Origin of the sequence: Lentilactobacillus parakefiri (assembly GCF_002157585.1) — a bacterium.
Taxonomy (GTDB): Bacteria; Bacillota; Bacilli; order Lactobacillales; family Lactobacillaceae; genus Lentilactobacillus; species Lentilactobacillus parakefiri.
Genome location: NZ_BDGB01000054.1, coordinates 18,118 through 34,227, shown reverse-complemented (window position 1 = coordinate 34,227; position 16,110 = coordinate 18,118). Strand labels below are relative to the sequence as shown.

Below are 16,110 nucleotides of genomic sequence, written 5' to 3'. Positions count from 1 at the left end.
GTCTCTCAATTGTTGTGAAGAACGCAGATAGGCACCTTTTTGTGTTTAATATCGTTTCATGATCATGGGATGCTTTCTCAAATCACTCGGTTTGATCTTGTTTTGTTTCATGGTCATAACCATGTACCACTTTTTCTGGATCTTTTGTTTGACGAGCACGAAATAGGTCTTGGCATTTTTAGAGCCGATTCCGGTTCCAAAAATAACCCCGGCTTCTTGCGGATCTTTTTTCCAAATGACCGGCTTCCAGTAAACACCGTCGTTTTTCACCTGAAGCATCACCTCATTACGACGAATGCCGACGTACACATTTTTGCCATTAACTGCCTGCCAGTTACCTAAATACCAGTTTGGAATTGACCCGGCAGCATCAACCCGTGGATTCTCCGTAAATAGTAACAAGCATGCACAACTGGCCAATGCCAGCAACAACCATTTAATTTTTTTCATGATATGTATCCCCCTCATATATATTTATACCACAATCGGAATCATTCCGAGCATGTAAGCTTGGTTTAATTGATTGATTATGATTTTCAACATGAAGTTTAAATTTAGCGTTTCATGATCAATCTTTTCGCGGTAAACTGAGAATCATGATGAGAAAAGAGATGGTGGGATGTTTGGTGAATTTATGATTGTTTGCCCGTTGGTTTTTCTGGCTGGTTTCGTTGACGCAATTGGTGGCGGTGGCGGCCTTATTTCATTACCAGCTTATTTGATGGTCGGGATTCCAGCTCACTTTGCAGTTGGAACCAATAAGTTATCCTCAGCTATGGGGACGACAGTTGCCACTTTAGAGTTTATGCGCAGTGGTTATGTTCGGGTTAAACTGGCTTTGTTCTCTGTCTTAGCCGCGATTGTCGGTTCTTCATTTGGCGCCAATCTGGCTTTACATATTTCTGATTATTATTTTCGGCTCATTTTATTAGTTGTCCTGCCAATAACGGCACTGTACTTGTTATTAAATCGGCACTCACTTAACTCGCAGTTGACTAATTCTGAGCCGTTGTCCTGGTCACAGTTTGTCGCCACAATTTTGATTTCCGTTTCTCTCGGTGTTTGGGACGGCTTTTATGGGCCAGGAACGGGGACTTTCTTGATTTTGACACTGGTTGGGATTGCCCATTTACCCATTAACCTAGCTGCTGGTAATACCAAGGTGATTAATTTGACGACGAATGTTTGTGCGTTAGTGGTTTTTTCATGAATGGCAAAGTATTGATCTGGTTGGGGCTGACTGCTGGGGTCTTTAGTATTTTGGGTAATTTTCTCGGGGCGTCTTATTATAAAAAGTATGGTAGTGCAATTGCCAGACCAATCATTATCATTGTTTTAGTTATTTTTTTTGCCAAAACGGTTTGGCAGTTTTTAAATTAATTTCACTAGTGGATATGATTTGGAGTATGATTGAATTACCTTGGCAGGGGCACTAGATGCTCAAAGAGCCGGCAGCTGCAGTTCACGCAGTTGCCGGCTCTTTTATGATGTCGCTTATTAATCGTCGTCCATTTTGACGGTGTCGTTGAGTTCCTTTGCTTGATAAAAGTCTGGAAAGACATGCGCCGTTTTAATGCCCCAATAATAGAACAATAGTGAAGCAAGGGAAATGACCAAAAAGTCCCATGGATAGTGAATCCAGTTAATGCCATTAAACTGCTCACTCCCAATGTAAGACATGATTGAGATGACGATGAGATAAATAATCATCCACATGCTTGAATAGAAGGCTTTCCTAGTGTCGACATAACCTGCTCGGTATTCGTAATAGAAATAAAATGGCAGGCCAATTAAAATGACCAAAATGACTTCGATTGTCGTTGGCCACATTGCCCAGTAGATGGCTAGTGATGCCAGTACAAAGGACAAAGGGGCCATCCAGCCAAGATTCTTTAATCTAACTGGGCGCTTGAAATTAGGCGCTAATTTTCGAAAAGCAACCGCTGTTACAGGGCCAGTCAAGTAGGCAATCAAGGTCGAAGTTGAAATGACAGTGGCCAGTGTTGACCAAGATCTAAACACCGAGACCATTAACATACTTAGTACCAGATTAACGATCATGGCCACTCGTGGGATGCCGTATTTTTTGTTAATTTTACCAATGAAACTAGGGATATGTTGGTTACTTTCCATCGCATAGAGTGCGCGGCCAGTCGAAGCGGCAAAGGAAACGCCGGTTCCAACAGGCGAAACAAAAGCATCCATGTAGAGTAGAACAGATAGCCAACGAATGCCAAGCAAAATGGCTAAATCAGCAAATGGTGAATTAAAGTTGAAGCCACTCCAGCCGGTTGCGGCAAGGGAGTCAGGCTTCATAGCCGTAATGTAGGTGCTTTGAAGCAAAATATAGATCACACCGCTAATTAGAAGTGAAATAAAAATGCCTCGGCCAATATTTTTTCGGGATTTTTTAATTTCGCTGCCCATATTTATGACCGTTTGGAATGCATTGAATGAAAAAATAATTCCGGCAGCAGAGGTGGCAGCAAAAATGGGGGCAGAGCCATATGGCATAAATTCGTGAATAGAATGACCATAGTTTTGTGGGTAAAACCCAGAGATTGTCAGCATCACAATCGTAAGGGCAGGAACACCAATTTTTAAAATGGAAATTAAACTTGTGAAACTGGTCAATAATTTAACCGACCAAAAGTTTAGCAATGTGAACACCAAGATGAACAAGAATACGACCATTAATCCTGAGGTGGTAATGGTGCCATCCTTTAAGAAAGAATGCGTCCAGTTTGCCCAATCCCAGGGCCAAGAGCTCATATACTGAACCGCAGCAACGGCTTCGATGGGAATCAAAGTGATCAATGAAATCCAATTTGCCCATGAGGCAATGAATCCGAGTAATGGTCCATGAGAGTATTGGGCATAGCGGCTCATCCCGCCAGCCTCTGGAAACATTGCACCAATTTCGACGTAGTCATAGGCAATGGCAGCAATTACAATTCCACCAATGATCCAAGAAATGATTGCCGTTGGGCCAGCGATCTTGGTGGCTTCCCAAGAACCGAAAAGCCATCCAGATCCAATTAAAGAGCCCAGTGTCAGCATTACAAGTTGAAAAAGTCCAATCTTTGTTGTGTTTTTTGAATCCATGTATACCTCCTGTTAACGATGACAACTAGTTTACCAAAGATAAAAATGAATGCAAATGAATGAAAGCTTGCAGTGGCAGACGGTGGTTGTCATAGCAGGAGGTTGGGGAAATTTGATGAATTTAGACATTGGCTTTATATTGCTAGTTAGATGTTTGAATCTATGTAGAGGGAGCAACTGTGCTCCCAAAAAATGTTACTGTGCCAAATTTGATTTAACAGGTGTTTCGGTAGTTGGCTTAGTTGGTGTCTTTGGCGTTGCTGCCGTTAACTCATCCTTAGTCAGCCTGCCTAATGATATTTGGCTACGGTCGACGTATCCTGATACCTTTCCATCCAGGGTGCGAACTAAAAGCTGTGTGGCTGGACTTTCGTCGCATAGTGCAACTTTGATCGGGGTTCCAACAGTGATTGTCGACGAGATATTATTTGCGACGAGGTTGCCATCCCGCCATACTTTTTCATAAACGACTGCTCCTTGTTTCACATTCAAAGGTCTTGGTGCCTTTTTACCGGGTTTTACTGGTACCTCCACAATACGACCAGTTGTATAAGTGCTGAAAGGGTCTGTTGTTGGGAGGGATGTTTGTGAGCTTGAAGTGGTTGGGTAATGACTGACAGAAGTAATGGATGTGGAATTATTAGTAGAAGAAGGTGCATTTTGCGAAGGCTTAGCTGAGACTTGATTATTTGTCGTATCTTCATAATGAACAATATTTTGAACTGATCCAGTAGGCTGGACAAAAGTGGCACCTGTTGTTTGATCTGTGGGTGTCGCAATGCCATTCTTAACTAACTTCACACTATTTTTATTAATCCAGCCACTAATCTTGCCAGCTTTGACAAAATAATAAATATTACCATTCTTAATTTTCATGTGGCGAACGGTGGTCAATACCAACCCTTTCTTATGGGAAAGTCGATAGGTAATCTTTGAATTTTTAGCAGTCTTAAATGGCTTGTTCCAAATAATTCCCCTGCCATTTTTCAAAGCAACCTTTTGATGTGACATCGGTTTATTCCAAATGATCCGTTGGTAATGATTATGACTTGCAGAGGCAGTCAGGCTGGCACCTCCCAATACCCCAAACGAGATAAGCGATGCTAACGCGATTCTAGAAATATTCATAAAATGTCCCTCCAAAAAATATTTGCACTTAATTATGCAATAAGTTAATTTTATAGAGCAAATATGAAAAAGCGGGGTAAAAATAATGGTGATTTCATTAACGCAAAGTTAAATTAATCTAATAATAGTTCTCTAAAATGAAAATATGTACCAAATAATAAACGATATGGTAAAATAAAAAAGCAGGAAAACTTTCCTACTTTACTTATTTAGACTCTAATCGCGATGAATCGTCACTTTCACCATCTTCTTCAGTTATTTTATTGGACATTCGTTCAACTTGATTGACGATAGTAATGAAAGAACTCACTTTCTGATTGTATTCAGAGTCAATGCTGGTTAGATGTTCTTGATAATCATTTCGCAATTGTTTCAAACGATCAAAATCCGCGTTCAATTGATTCAACCGATTCCTCAGCATTTTTAGATTTGCGACGGTTGGTGCTAGGTAATCCGGATTATCACCCTTTGAATTCAAATAATCGACGTAGTCAAAAGTATCCAAGTCAAGATCCGGTTCGGAGATTACAGTCGTTCCACCATCTAATAGCGCTTTGTTACCGCTTAGTTTGGTTAGGACGAGCGATTTCCCCGTATCCATATTAACGACTTTGACATAGCCGTACGAACTCTCGTTGACGTCTGGACTAACCGTGAATCCTAAGTTAAAGATTAAATGCAGCGCATCATTTTGTGGTGCAGTAAATTGATTCTTCATAAAATTTTGCTGGTAAATTTTCAGGACTTTTTTAACAGCAGTATTTGGACTTAATTTGCGTGGCATATCATCACACTCCCATCTACATATATTATACGTTGATGTTTCAGAAAAAGGGGGTTAAATGGACATTTTGTCCAAAAAATCCCCTTTTTGTTGATTTATTATTCTTCAATCATCGTCGCATTAATCCCCTTGCCCGCCAAAACACGAGTTGCATTGTACGGGCCGAGACCCTTCCGGAAGGTAATATAAACCTTTTTATCCTTAGGAATTTCGTCAATCCGTTCTCGGAGTTCGGAAAGCGGGATGTTCAAAGTTGGTTTGATCGATCCGGTTGCCGATTTTCCAGCCTCCCTGATATCCAAGAACACCGCAGTTTTCAGGTCATCGTCCGGAATATCATCAATTTTAATTGTGGCAGATTGATTGGTTAATTGATTGATGGCAACGTAGCCAGCGATATTCAGCACATCACGGGTAGAAGAATATGGTGGTGAGTAGGGGATCTCAAGCGATGGCAGGTCAAATGCCGTCAGGTTGCCGGTAATTGCGACAGACAATTCAGCGATTCGTTTATCAATCCCGTTTCGGCCCACCGCTTGACCACCGAGAATTTTGCCGGTTTTATCTTCATAAATCAGCTTGAAGTTGACTCTGTCGGCATTTGGGTAGAAGTAAGCCCGGTCAAATGGCGTGATGAATACCGTTCGATAATTGTTGATGCCCATCTGTTGAAGTGTCTGCTCAGTAAACCCGACAAAGCTGGCTGTTAAATCAAAGAATTTGGAAACGCCTGCACTAATGAATCCCTTATATTCTAAAGGACTTCCGTTCAGCATATCGGCAAGCAAATGGCCCTGGCGATTGGCAGCACTTGAGAGCAAACTTGGAATTGGTTTGCCAGTTATTAAGCTGGTCGTTTCGATGACGTCACCAATCGAATAGATGTCGGGGATGTTTGTCTGCAAGTGATTGTCCACGATGATGTGGTGATCATCAGATAGTGAAATCCCAGCTGCATCGGCAATTTCACTATTGGGTTTGACTCCCGTGCCTAAAAATAGCATGTCAGTTTGATGGACTGAACCATCATCCAGGATTAAGGTATGACCATTATCTTGAATTTCTTTAACGCTTTCATTCAGAATCACGTTGACGCCCTGTTTTTTGAGCTCGTCGGCAACAATGTCGGTAATTTCGGGGTCAAATGGTGCCGCAACATGCCCGGTCTGTTCAATGATTGTGACGTCCATTTGGTTATCAACAAAGGCTTCTGAAACTTCAATCCCGATTGAACCAGCCCCCAAGACGGTTATGGACTTTGGATGCTTCTCCTCAAGAAATGATTTGATCTTATCAGCATCCGTGACGGCTCTTAATACGAAAGTATTGTTGGCATCGTGGATACCCGGAATTTCGGGCACAGTCGGGCTGGACCCTGTGGCGATAACTAATTTGTCGTAATCTTCGGTATAAGTCTCGCCCGTTTGCAGGCTTTTGACGGTCACACTTTTATCCTTGGGATTGATTTGAGTGACCTCGTTAAATAACCGGACGTCGATATTATTCTTTTGTTTCAAAATTTCAGGCGTTCGTTCAATCACGGCCGAGCGGTCCTTAATTAAGCCTCCCAGGTAATAGGGCAGGGCACAACTGGCAACAGAAATTGCAGCGCCCCGCTCGAAGATGATAATTTCGGCTTCTTCATTGATTCGTCGTAGCCGGGTGGCAAACGACGGTCCGCCGGCAATTCCACCAATTACAAGTACTTTCATGGTTGATTCTCCTCTCAAAATACAGCGCTTACATTCATTGATTTAATCATACCTTGTTGACCGGTGACGTCAATGAAAGGCTCTTGTTGAGAACAAAAAAAGCATTCATTGCTGAATGCCGAGGCTTGATTAATCTTTTGGAAATGGTACGTATGGTTTATTTTCAGTATTAGTACGAATCACCATGACATCACACTTGGCGTTTCGATCAACGAATGACGATACTGATCCTTCAAGCACTCGCTGCAGTCGACTCATACCGGTCGCACCAATAATAATTAAATCAGATTTGTGGTCTCGTGGGAATTCCATTGAAATAACGGTCTTGGGGTTACCAAAACGAATATGGATTGAAATGTCATCAAGTCCAGATTCCTTCTTAATCCGATCGACCAGTTTGTTCAGGTAATCAGTGGTATCTTCAACAAGGTTGTTAATCACATCCCCGTCGACCATTCCACCATAATTATAACCGTATTGCTGCGTACTCAAAACATGAAGAACATCGAGATGGGCATCATTATTTTTTGCAAATTGTGCACCTTTAGCCAACGCATCTTCAGACTGATTAGACCCGTCAACAGGTACTAAGATGGTTTTATAATTGGATTCCATGAAGAAACCTCCCACAAATTAATTTAAGTTCATTATATCACTAATTATTCAGCCGAATAACGCTTAAAAACTGAAATCCTGAATCATTTTCAGAAAATCATGGCTTACTAGGAATAATAAACTCGGCTGTTTCGAGAATATGGCCACGCATAGCGTCCTGCAACTCGTTTAACCAGAAACCGTCTTTCAAGGCTAACTGCGTATCAAGCGCAAAGACTGATAGGTGATAATTGTGAATTTTATCAGGTGGGTTAGGACCATTATAATGCCAAGCTGAGGTGTGATCGGTATTGCCAATCAAGCCGCCAGCGATACTGTTACGTCCTTGGATCATTGCAACTCTTAGTTGTTGACTATTATTTTCAGGAATTTCAGTTACATCGGGCGCAATGTTGGCCGCAATCCAGTGAATCCATGGAAACCCGCTGACAGGAACGGCATCCCAATCCAGCAGCGTCAACGCCAATGACTGCGCACCTTCTGGGACATTCGTAATTTGAATTGGAAATGAAACAATCGGCTTTCCGTCAAGAATGTCATTTTTGGCAGCATACTTACTGTACTTATCCGCTAACAGGCCCTTTGTTAATGGTACTCGAATATCCATAACGATCCCTCCTCCATCTCAATGATATGTCTTTTAATCATAGAATAAAATAATATCGGTTCAATTATTTGATAAATTGCAAAACATAATATCCTTGTCCGTTTGAGGTAATTGTGTAGTTGACATAGCCAGCCTTCAACCACTGTTGCTTGGTAGCATTCGCCCAGTTCTTGGCATCCTGAACGGAAGCGAAAGTGTGGGTGCTTGAGAATTGATCGGGGGCTTTCTGTGGCTTTGCGGGCTTGTCACTTTTGACGCCGTTCAAGAGATTCTGTTCCTGAGATTTAACAGATTGGTTCTGCTCTTCGTTAATTGTTTGTTGGAACTGCTGTCGTTCCTTGGGATTGAGGCCACTTTGCTGGGCATCCTTAAGCTTACTGCTAAAGTCGTTTACCCGATTTTTCTCAACTTGGGTGGTCAGTGACCCCTTTTTGGCGTTTCCGGACAATTCTTTCTCGGACTTTTTGATGGTCTTACTGATCGAGTTGGTTGAATTGTTCTGTCGATGATTACCGGAAGTTACGAACCAATTAATCGAAAGAGCCAAGACAATTCCAACAATTAGGATTAGCAGGGCAAACCACCAGCCGCTATACTGTTTGCGCCGTTGCCGACGCCGATTTTCTTCGGAATTGAAGTCATATTTTTTATATTGTGGTTCATCGTCATGCCTATTCAAATTAATACCTCATTTAGATTCTCTTATTGCATGTTGATCTAGTTGAATATATTATAACAGATAGCAAAAAACTTGTATTTTTTACTACAAAGGATGGCAGATATGGACAGAAATGAAGTTAAGACATTTCCTGAATTGACGACTCAAGAATTGTTTCAAATTTATAAATTGAGAGTGGCGGTTTTTGTGGTTGAGCAAAAGTGCTACTACCAAGAAGTTGATGATGACGATTTAATTGCCTATCATTTAATGTTTAAAGACAGCCAGAATGAGCTTACCGCTTATGCGCGGATTATTCCCGAGAAAAACGCCACAATTGCCCGTATCGGCAGGGTGGTTGTCAATCCCAATCATCGTGGCGGCGGTCTGGGCCGTGAGCTGGTTCAAGCAGCCCTTGACCGTATCCCGTCGTTAATGCCGCATACGGCCAAGATTGTCCTGGCTGGACAGGAATATCTCAACGAATTTTATAAGTCGTTTGGGTTTAAAAATGTCAGTGATGTTTATTTAGAAGATGGGATTCCCCATATTGACATGGAGATGCCATTGACAGATTAGATTGACAAGCAATCACGGTATATTATAATGATGACAATGAATGAATCTTTAACTCTGGTCCCGTGAGGCTGGTAAGACGACGATATTGAACGAGTGAATGCTCTAATTGGTGTCTGCCTTGCCTAACGCTTGGTGGATGCCTTTTTTGGATTATGTTAGTCCAACAGAATTTGCAGTAATGCATTGGGGCAGCCGCTAGGATATCTGAGTTGAGAGATTTAAATATTTTTGAGGGTGGCAAATATTTATGGCAGACAAGAATGAATTTCATGACGATCGCGCGATTCTGGATATCCACGACATGCCCAAGTTTTTCCCGTGGATTGGATTGTCATTGCAGCATATGTTCTCCATGTTTGGATCAACGGTGATTGTTCCACTATTAGTTGGATTAAGTCCAAGCATCGCGTTGTTCGCATCCGGTGTTGGAACACTGTTACATATTATGATTACGCAACGCAAGATTCCGGCATACATGGGATCCAGTTTTGCCTTTATCACACCGATGCTAGCACTCATGAAGACGACCGGTTATCCCGGAATTGCCCAAGGAGTGATTGGGGTTGGGATTGTCTACATGATCGTCGCCGCCATCATTTGGGCAGTTGGATCGGATTGGGTCGATCATATTTTACCGCCAATTGTGGTGGGGCCGATTGTGATGGTGATTGGCCTGTCGCTTGCCGACAGTGCTGCGCAAGACGCGATGATGAAGAACGGTAAGTACAGCCTGTTATATTTTGTAATTGCCTTAGCCACTTTATTCTTAGCTATTATCTTTAACATGTTATTCAAAGGCTTCATTGGGTTAATTCCAGTTCTACTGGCGATTGTCTGTGGTTACGTTATTTCAGTATTCTGTGGAATCGTTGATCTAAATGCGATTGCTAATGCGCCATGGTTCAAAATTCCAGCTTTTGACATTCCAGGGATTGATTACAAATTCCACATCGATTGGGCAGCTATCTTAGCGATTACGCCAATTGCCTTCGTGACGATGACCGAGCACATGGGGCACATCATGGTCTTGGATGAACTGACCGGTCGGGACTTCTTTAAGGATCCTGGCTTGAACCGAACTTTGGCGGGCGATGGGGCTGCTTCACTATTTGCCGGCTTAGTTGGTGCACCTGCTATGACCAGTTATGGTGAAAACATTGGGGTTATGGCGATTACCAAGATTCACAGTGTTTACGTGCTGATGGGGGCTGCCATGTTTGCAATCCTGTTTGCCTTCGTTAACAAATTAAACGTTTTGATTATGCAGATGCCGATGCCGGTCATCGGGGGGATTAGTTTCCTGCTTTTTGGAACGATTGCGACTGCCGGAATTCAAGTGATGGTTGAAAACAAAGTTGATATGGGCTTGAAGCGTAACTTGATGATTGCTTCAACGGTCATGGTCATCGGTGTTGGGAATGCCTATCTCCAGCTCGGCAAATTTCAGTTTACCGGATTGGCATTTGCCACAATTATCGGGATTGTTCTCAACTTGGTTCTGCCGCAAAAAGCTGCCAGTGAGCGGGAACATGAGCAGAAATTAGCTGATAAGGCTGCCGAGGAAGAAAAGCAGCGTTTGCTTCACCAACGTCGTTTGCATAAATAACTCAAATTTTGTACACTACTCCTAATTGTCAGGAGGGATGCAAGCAGAACAGGCACAACCGAAGTATAAGCACGCAAGCACCCAGGCAGATTTTGAAGCTGCCAAGCAACTTTTTGTGGAATATTCACAGTCTTTAGGATTTGATTTAGAATTTCAAGACTTCAAGGATGAGTTGAAAGAATTGGCAACGAGATATAAGCAACCCAAAGGCGATCTCATTCTCGCGTATGTCGATAACCACTTGGCTGGGGCCGTTGCCGTCCATGAATTCGAACCGAAGATTGCGGAAATGAAACGGCTTTACGTTCGAGACGACTTTCGAAAATTAGGAATTGGCCAGGAGTTGGTCGCCAGAATTTTAGTGAGTGCCCAGCATTTAGGCTATCAGGCTATTCGTTTGGATACCCTAAAATCGATGGTCGGTGCTTTGAAAATTTATCACGCAGCCGGTTTCAAACAAATCGATCCATACCGCTTTAATCCCTTAGATGGAGCGGAGTATTTGGAGTTGGACTTTAACTAATTAAACATAGAATCATGATGATTTAAGAATTTGGCAAAGACAGGCAACCACCTCGCAGTTTGAAGTGGTTGCCTGTCTTTTTTAACCCCGTAAATATAATCTGTTTCTACGAACAACCGGCTGCTTGAGGAGGGCCAGCAGCATTGGAATAACTAGCGCGATCGTTACTTTCACGGCAACATTTTCAATGCCGGCCTGCTCCGCCATATCCAGCAGAGCGCCGTGCAGATACATAATAATCATTGTGTGCCGACCAATTGTTGAGAGTAATAGACCAGAAGATAACTTACTGGTTAGTGCTGAAAGTCCCATTACACCAAATGAAAAGATTAATGGAATCGTGGCCAGCATCAAAACTTTAGGTTCTGATGATTGAATGAGATGAGACTTCATCGAGAATTCAAAGCTGAACTGCTGATTCACATACAGCCAAATAATGATTAATGAGGCACTTATCAGTATCGCAATCGATAGCGGCTTTTCAATCCAGTGCCAATTGGTGTGGAAAAATAGATAACCGATATAGGTAAAGAAAGCGGCAATCAAGACGATGTCCAAGTTCCAAGGCATCGTTTGATAACTGTATAAGTTCAACCAGTCAATTTTGTCATAGCAGGTGGATAAAAGTAATCCCAACCCAACAATTATTAGTTGGCCGATCCGGGATTTAATTGTTGAAATCAATAGGGTGACCGCCGTAATTGAAAGCAGGTAGACGTTTACAAACCAGAAGGTTGATGTGTACAGGTTCAATGTCCGGCCGCCGACTAGTAGCCTTGATAAGTGGTTAATCAAGTAATCCCAATTTTTATTATACAAGATACTGTATAACAGGATCAGGCCGATTCCAGCAATGAAGTAAATCAGCAGGTCCCGGTAGATCCGTTTATTAAAGAACTTTTTCCAATGAGCTAGTTTAGTTGCATCAATGGGCTTTAAGAAGAACCCACCAATAATGAAAAACAGGGGCATGTGCCACCAATAAATAATGTTGGTGGTCGTGCCGCTTGCCAATGCGTGGCCAAACACCACCGCGATGATACCGTATGCTTTGGCGATATCAATCCATTCAATTCTCTTTTTCAACATAGTTGTTTTGCAGTCACCGTCCTTTGTAAAAATAAACTATTTTATTTATACATTATTGACCTTAAAACAGACTTAAAGCAAAACTGAGGTCTGACATTTTCTGATAAACAAAATAAGAGCAAAGGCAGACGCCTGAGCTCTCTTGGATACGGTGATTAGTCAACACTGGTAATGAAATGTTGAAAGATTCTATTTTTAGTAATTTTGCCGACCACCTTAGTAGGTTGTTGCTTATCTACCACTGGCAGCGAATCAACTTTTCGATCCAATAAGAGTTGCCCCGTCTGAAGAACCGACATGTCTGGCGTGACGGTGAAAATGTTGGGCATTCGAGTCATCACAGTACTGGCCAGTGTTAGAGAGGCATTGGTATTATTCAAAGTTGCCCGCAATAAATCCTTGCGGGAAATTAAGCCGACTAAGTCTTGGTGATCACCAATCACGTAAAGCGAACCGACATCCTCGATAAATAGGGTGTTGACGGCTTCGGTCAGGGTTGCGTCTTCCCGAATTTCGGTCGGCTTCTGCAGAATGTTTTGGATTGGTTCGGAGTAAAGTTTGGTATAATCTAAAGATTTGGCCTGAGAGTTATTGTAGGTGTAGCCGACTTTTGGTTTGGCTTCCAAAATGTTAAATGCCGTCAGGAGTCTGAGGTCAGATCGAATGGTTGGCATGCTTAACCCCAGCTCAGCGGCAATTTGTCGACTGGTGATGGGATGATGTGCCCTAACAATTTCGGTAATCTGGTTTTGCCGGTCGGATAATTTCAAGTCAATCGCTCCTGCTCTTTATAGTCGTTGGTCCGTACCACTAATCCAATTCTACCATGTTTGATTAGGTATGTATCTAATAAAACGTCTTATTTCGGCAGATGGTTAAGATATAAAATTCTTTTTGACCGACTCAATCGCCTTAAAAACAAGCATTTATCACTCGGTAATAAAACGTTCTTTAAAAATTAATTTGCATTATTAAGACGTATCATATATGATAAATGCACCCAATAAAATATACTAATTAGTTCAGAAAGGACGTTATGATATGAAATATATTTATCGTTTTGAAGAAGGTAACAAGGATATGCGCGGTTTATTAGGTGGTAAAGGCGCCAATTTGGCACAAATGACTTCTCTGGGCTTCCCGGTCCCCAGTGGTTTCACGATTAGCACCGAAGCCTGCCAGGCATTCTATGATAATGGCAATCAGTTGAATGGCGACACACTCAGCCAAATTGACGAAGCCCTTGCTCAGTTGAGTAATAAGGTGGGTAAACAATTCAACAGCACAGAGAACCCACTGTTGGTTTCCGTTCGTTCGGGGGCGGCAATTTCAATGCCAGGGATGATGGATACGATCTTGAACATCGGGTTAAATGATCAAACCGTTAAAACCTTAGCTGCAATTACCGATAATGAACGGTTTGCTTACGATAGTTACCGCCGTCTTTTAGCGATGTTTGGCAATGTGGTGTATGAAATTCCCGAAGACATTTTCGACCAAATCTTGGAAGATACTAAAATCACCAATCATTATGCTTCCGACGTTGACCTGACCGTTGAGGATTTGCACACAATTGTCGGCAAGTTTAAGGAGCTTTACATAGCCCAAGCTGGCAAAGAGTTCCCACAAGACCCTAAAGTTCAACTGCTGGCTGCGGTGAATGCAGTATTTGAATCTTGGAACAATCACCGCGCCCAGGTCTATCGCCGCGAGAATCATATCCCCAGCGATTTAGGGACCGCCGTTAATGTTCAAATGATGGTCTTTGGTAATGCCGGCGAAGACTCCGGTACCGGGGTTGCCTTTACTCGGAACCCTGCAACTGGCGAAAATAAATTATTTGGTGAGTACCTGTTAAATGCGCAGGGAGAAGACGTTGTGGCGGGGATCCGCACACCGCAGCCAATCAGTACGCTCGCTGAGACGATGCCCGATCTATACAACGAGTTTGTCGCAACTGCCAACAAGTTGGAAACCCATTACCGCGATATGCAGGATTTGGAATTTACAATTGAACATGGCACGTTGTACATGCTCCAAGCAAGAAATGGTAAGCGAACCCCAACGGCTGCAGTTAAAATTGCGGTTGACTTGGTCGAAGAAGGCCTGATCTCCCGAACTGAAGCACTACTTAGAATTAACCCGGATTCAGTTGGTGCCATTCTTTATCCAGAATTTGATGAACAAGCTCTCAAGAAAAGCCAGCCGGCTGCCAGTGGTCTGCCAGCTTCTCCAGGGGCAGCATCCGGCCAGATTTATTTCACCGCTGAATCTGCCAAAGCCGCGCATGATGACTTGGAACAACAGGTGATTCTGGTTCGTCAAGATACTTCACCAGAGGACATCGAAGGAATGGTAATCAGTGAAGCCATTGTGACCTCTCGTGGTGGGATGACTTCACATGCGGCTGTTGTTGCCCGAGGGATGGGGACTCCAGCAACAGTTGGTGTAAATGGCTTGCAGGTTGATTATCAAAACGGGATGGCAACCATTGCCGGAACTGAGCTGCATGAAGGCGATTGGCTTTCAGTTGATGGGACCAACGGTAATCTGTATTTGGGGAAGATTCAGACAAATGATTCAAAAGTCAACGATGACTTATCGACCATTTTGGATTGGTCCAAGCAGGAAGGGGATCTTGGTGTGTATGCCAACGCCGACACGCCGGCTGATTTTGCCCAAGCACTAAAATTTGGTGCAGATGGCATTGGCCTTACCCGAACAGAGCACATGTTCTTCAAACCGGAACGGCTGCTGGAAATGAGACGATTAATCATCGCTGAAGATGTTGAAGAACGAAAAGCACCGTTGGCAGAATTACTGCAGATGCAACAAGGAGATTTTTACGAACTCTTCCGCTTATCGGAAGGTCGTTCGGTCACAATTCGTTTGTTGGATCCACCATTGCATGAATTTTTACCTCATGATGCGAAGGAAATCGCCAAGGTTTCCGACCAGTTGGGGATTGATCCAGGCTACCTGGTTCGCCGGGTGGATGCCCTTAAGGAGATCAACCCCATGCTCGGCCATCGTGGTGATCGATTGGCGGTAACCTTCCCTGATATTTATGAGATGCAGGTACGGGCAATCATTGGGGCTGCCCTGGAACTGCACACTCAGGGACTGGAAATTCAACCACACATTATGATTCCGCTAACCGGGTCAAAGGCCGAGATGAACTGGGTTCGAGACATTGTGGTTAACCAGGTGGAAAGCTTGTTCGACGAGCGGGGAACCAGATTGAAATACACCGTTGGAACGATGATGGAAATCCCGCGGGCTTGTCTGACCGCCGATAAAGTTGCAGAAGTATCTGACTTCTTTAGCTTTGGCACCAACGATTTGACCCAGTTGACCTATGGGTTCTCCCGGGATGATGTTGGCTCATTCATGCCGGAATACATTGAAAAAGGGCTGCTCAAAGCAGATCCATTCCAAACGGTTGACGTTGATGGCGTCGGTGAGTTGATGAAGATGGCTGTTGAGAGAGGTCGAATGACCAAACCTGACTTGCCAATCGGTGTTTGTGGGGAAGTTGGCGGTGATCCAAAGTCCATTGAGTTCTTTGAAGCCATTAATGTCTCTTATGTCTCGTGCTCACCGTACCGAGTACCGGTTGCACGGCTCGCTGCCGCCCAAGCGAGGATTAGGCGGAGTCAAACACAGGATGTCATTGCGAGTTTTGTGAAGAGTTAGAACATTTT

The 16,110-nt window shown here is 43.2% G+C and carries 16 protein-coding genes; 6 read left to right on the top strand and 10 right to left on the bottom strand.

Features of this window, described 5'->3' with window-relative positions; translation table 11 throughout:
* Positions 1 to 45: 45 nt before the first annotated feature.
* Complete coding sequence (locus tag LPKJCM_RS05730; RefSeq protein WP_057961276.1) at positions 46 to 450, bottom strand: hypothetical protein; 405 nt, start codon at positions 448 to 450, stop codon at positions 46 to 48.
* A gap of 169 nt (positions 451 to 619) precedes the next feature.
* Here LPKJCM_RS05730 and LPKJCM_RS05725 point away from each other — a divergent pair, with 169 nt between their 5' ends.
* A complete protein-coding gene (locus LPKJCM_RS05725; RefSeq protein WP_225364138.1) occupies positions 620 to 1,210 on the top strand; it encodes a sulfite exporter TauE/SafE family protein in 591 nt (196 codons plus the stop codon).
* Positions 1,207 to 1,380: a hypothetical protein gene (locus LPKJCM_RS13530; RefSeq protein WP_225364137.1), complete on the top strand. Its 174-nt coding sequence runs from the start codon at positions 1,207 to 1,209 to the stop codon at positions 1,378 to 1,380. Before LPKJCM_RS05725 ends, LPKJCM_RS13530 begins: the two co-directional genes overlap by 4 nt.
* Before the next feature lie 117 nt (positions 1,381 to 1,497).
* On the opposite strand, the gene LPKJCM_RS05720 is transcribed toward LPKJCM_RS13530, so the two are convergent.
* From LPKJCM_RS05720 to LPKJCM_RS05690, 7 genes are all read right to left on the bottom strand, one after another.
* Positions 1,498 to 3,105, bottom strand: a complete 1,608-nt coding sequence (locus tag LPKJCM_RS05720) for an APC family permease (RefSeq protein WP_057961275.1) — start codon at positions 3,103 to 3,105, stop codon at positions 1,498 to 1,500.
* A gap of 195 nt (positions 3,106 to 3,300) precedes the next feature.
* Complete coding sequence (locus tag LPKJCM_RS05715; RefSeq protein WP_057961274.1) at positions 3,301 to 4,233, bottom strand: SH3-like domain-containing protein; 933 nt, start codon at positions 4,231 to 4,233, stop codon at positions 3,301 to 3,303.
* A gap of 205 nt (positions 4,234 to 4,438) precedes the next feature.
* Entirely contained in the window at positions 4,439 to 5,017 is a 579-nt protein-coding gene (locus tag LPKJCM_RS05710; RefSeq protein ID WP_057961273.1) for a hypothetical protein, read from the bottom strand.
* A 98-nt stretch (positions 5,018 to 5,115) separates the two neighbouring features.
* On the bottom strand, positions 5,116 to 6,729 hold the full coding sequence (locus tag LPKJCM_RS05705) for an FAD-dependent oxidoreductase (protein ID WP_057961272.1): 1,614 nt from the start codon (positions 6,727 to 6,729) through the stop codon (positions 5,116 to 5,118).
* A gap of 129 nt (positions 6,730 to 6,858) precedes the next feature.
* Positions 6,859 to 7,344 carry a universal stress protein gene (locus LPKJCM_RS05700; RefSeq protein WP_057961271.1) on the bottom strand — a complete coding sequence of 162 codons (486 nt, stop codon included), beginning with the start codon at positions 7,342 to 7,344 and terminating at the stop codon, positions 6,859 to 6,861.
* A 97-nt stretch (positions 7,345 to 7,441) separates the two neighbouring features.
* Positions 7,442 to 7,951, bottom strand: coding sequence for a YbhB/YbcL family Raf kinase inhibitor-like protein (locus LPKJCM_RS05695; protein ID WP_057961270.1), 510 nt, complete (start codon positions 7,949 to 7,951; stop codon positions 7,442 to 7,444).
* Positions 7,952 to 8,015: 64 nt separating this feature from the next.
* On the bottom strand, positions 8,016 to 8,630 hold the full coding sequence (locus tag LPKJCM_RS05690; RefSeq protein ID WP_057961269.1) for a hypothetical protein: 615 nt from the start codon (positions 8,628 to 8,630) through the stop codon (positions 8,016 to 8,018).
* A gap of 102 nt (positions 8,631 to 8,732) precedes the next feature.
* On the opposite strand from LPKJCM_RS05690, the gene LPKJCM_RS05685 reads away from it, so the two are divergent.
* The 3 genes from LPKJCM_RS05685 to LPKJCM_RS05675 all read left to right on the top strand — a co-directional run bounded on the left by LPKJCM_RS05685 (position 8,733) and on the right by LPKJCM_RS05675 (position 11,317).
* Positions 8,733 to 9,188, top strand: a complete 456-nt coding sequence (locus LPKJCM_RS05685; RefSeq protein WP_057961268.1) for a GNAT family N-acetyltransferase — start codon at positions 8,733 to 8,735, stop codon at positions 9,186 to 9,188.
* A gap of 247 nt (positions 9,189 to 9,435) precedes the next feature.
* Positions 9,436 to 10,794: a uracil-xanthine permease family protein gene (locus tag LPKJCM_RS05680; protein ID WP_057961267.1), complete on the top strand. Its 1,359-nt coding sequence runs from the start codon at positions 9,436 to 9,438 to the stop codon at positions 10,792 to 10,794.
* 37 nt (positions 10,795 to 10,831) lie between these two features.
* On the top strand, positions 10,832 to 11,317 hold the full coding sequence (locus LPKJCM_RS05675) for a GNAT family N-acetyltransferase (protein WP_057961266.1): 486 nt from the start codon (positions 10,832 to 10,834) through the stop codon (positions 11,315 to 11,317).
* 81 nt (positions 11,318 to 11,398) lie between these two features.
* On the opposite strand, the gene LPKJCM_RS05670 is transcribed toward LPKJCM_RS05675, so the two are convergent.
* Both LPKJCM_RS05670 and LPKJCM_RS05665 read right to left on the bottom strand, forming a co-directional pair.
* Positions 11,399 to 12,406 carry an acyltransferase family protein gene (locus tag LPKJCM_RS05670; RefSeq protein ID WP_057961265.1) on the bottom strand — a complete coding sequence of 336 codons (1,008 nt, stop codon included), beginning with the start codon at positions 12,404 to 12,406 and terminating at the stop codon, positions 11,399 to 11,401.
* A gap of 155 nt (positions 12,407 to 12,561) precedes the next feature.
* Positions 12,562 to 13,176: a CBS domain-containing protein gene (locus LPKJCM_RS05665; RefSeq protein WP_057961264.1), complete on the bottom strand. Its 615-nt coding sequence runs from the start codon at positions 13,174 to 13,176 to the stop codon at positions 12,562 to 12,564.
* Between the two features lie 271 nt (positions 13,177 to 13,447).
* Here LPKJCM_RS05665 and ppdK point away from each other — a divergent pair, with 271 nt between their 5' ends.
* Complete coding sequence (gene ppdK / locus LPKJCM_RS05660; protein ID WP_057961263.1) at positions 13,448 to 16,102, top strand: pyruvate, phosphate dikinase; 2,655 nt, start codon at positions 13,448 to 13,450, stop codon at positions 16,100 to 16,102.
* Positions 16,103 to 16,110: the final 8 nt, after the last annotated feature.

Excerpts from the sequence above, each read along its gene's own strand:
- LPKJCM_RS05705 (WP_057961272.1), bottom strand. The coding sequence starts at position 6,729 with ATGAAAGTACTTGTAATTGGTGGAATTGCCGGCGGACCGTCGTTTGCC.
- LPKJCM_RS05720 (WP_057961275.1), bottom strand. The coding sequence starts at position 3,105 with ATGGATTCAAAAAACACAACAAAGATTGGACTTTTTCAACTTGTAATG.
- LPKJCM_RS05710 (WP_057961273.1), bottom strand. The coding sequence starts at position 5,017 with ATGCCACGCAAATTAAGTCCAAATACTGCTGTTAAAAAAGTCCTGAAA.
- LPKJCM_RS05670 (WP_057961265.1), bottom strand. The coding sequence starts at position 12,406 with ATGTTGAAAAAGAGAATTGAATGGATTGATATCGCCAAAGCATACGGT.
- LPKJCM_RS05725 (WP_225364138.1), top strand. The coding sequence starts at position 620 with ATGTTTGGTGAATTTATGATTGTTTGCCCGTTGGTTTTTCTGGCTGGT.
- LPKJCM_RS05675 (WP_057961266.1), top strand. The coding sequence starts at position 10,832 with ATGCAAGCAGAACAGGCACAACCGAAGTATAAGCACGCAAGCACCCAG.
- LPKJCM_RS05685 (WP_057961268.1), top strand. The coding sequence starts at position 8,733 with ATGGACAGAAATGAAGTTAAGACATTTCCTGAATTGACGACTCAAGAA.
- LPKJCM_RS05700 (WP_057961271.1), bottom strand. The coding sequence starts at position 7,344 with ATGGAATCCAATTATAAAACCATCTTAGTACCTGTTGACGGGTCTAAT.
- LPKJCM_RS13530 (WP_225364137.1), top strand. The coding sequence starts at position 1,207 with ATGAATGGCAAAGTATTGATCTGGTTGGGGCTGACTGCTGGGGTCTTT.
- LPKJCM_RS05680 (WP_057961267.1), top strand. The coding sequence starts at position 9,436 with ATGGCAGACAAGAATGAATTTCATGACGATCGCGCGATTCTGGATATC.
- LPKJCM_RS05730 (WP_057961276.1), bottom strand. The coding sequence starts at position 450 with ATGAAAAAAATTAAATGGTTGTTGCTGGCATTGGCCAGTTGTGCATGC.
- LPKJCM_RS05695 (WP_057961270.1), bottom strand. The coding sequence starts at position 7,951 with ATGGATATTCGAGTACCATTAACAAAGGGCCTGTTAGCGGATAAGTAC.
- LPKJCM_RS05715 (WP_057961274.1), bottom strand. The coding sequence starts at position 4,233 with ATGAATATTTCTAGAATCGCGTTAGCATCGCTTATCTCGTTTGGGGTA.
- ppdK (WP_057961263.1), top strand. The coding sequence starts at position 13,448 with ATGAAATATATTTATCGTTTTGAAGAAGGTAACAAGGATATGCGCGGT.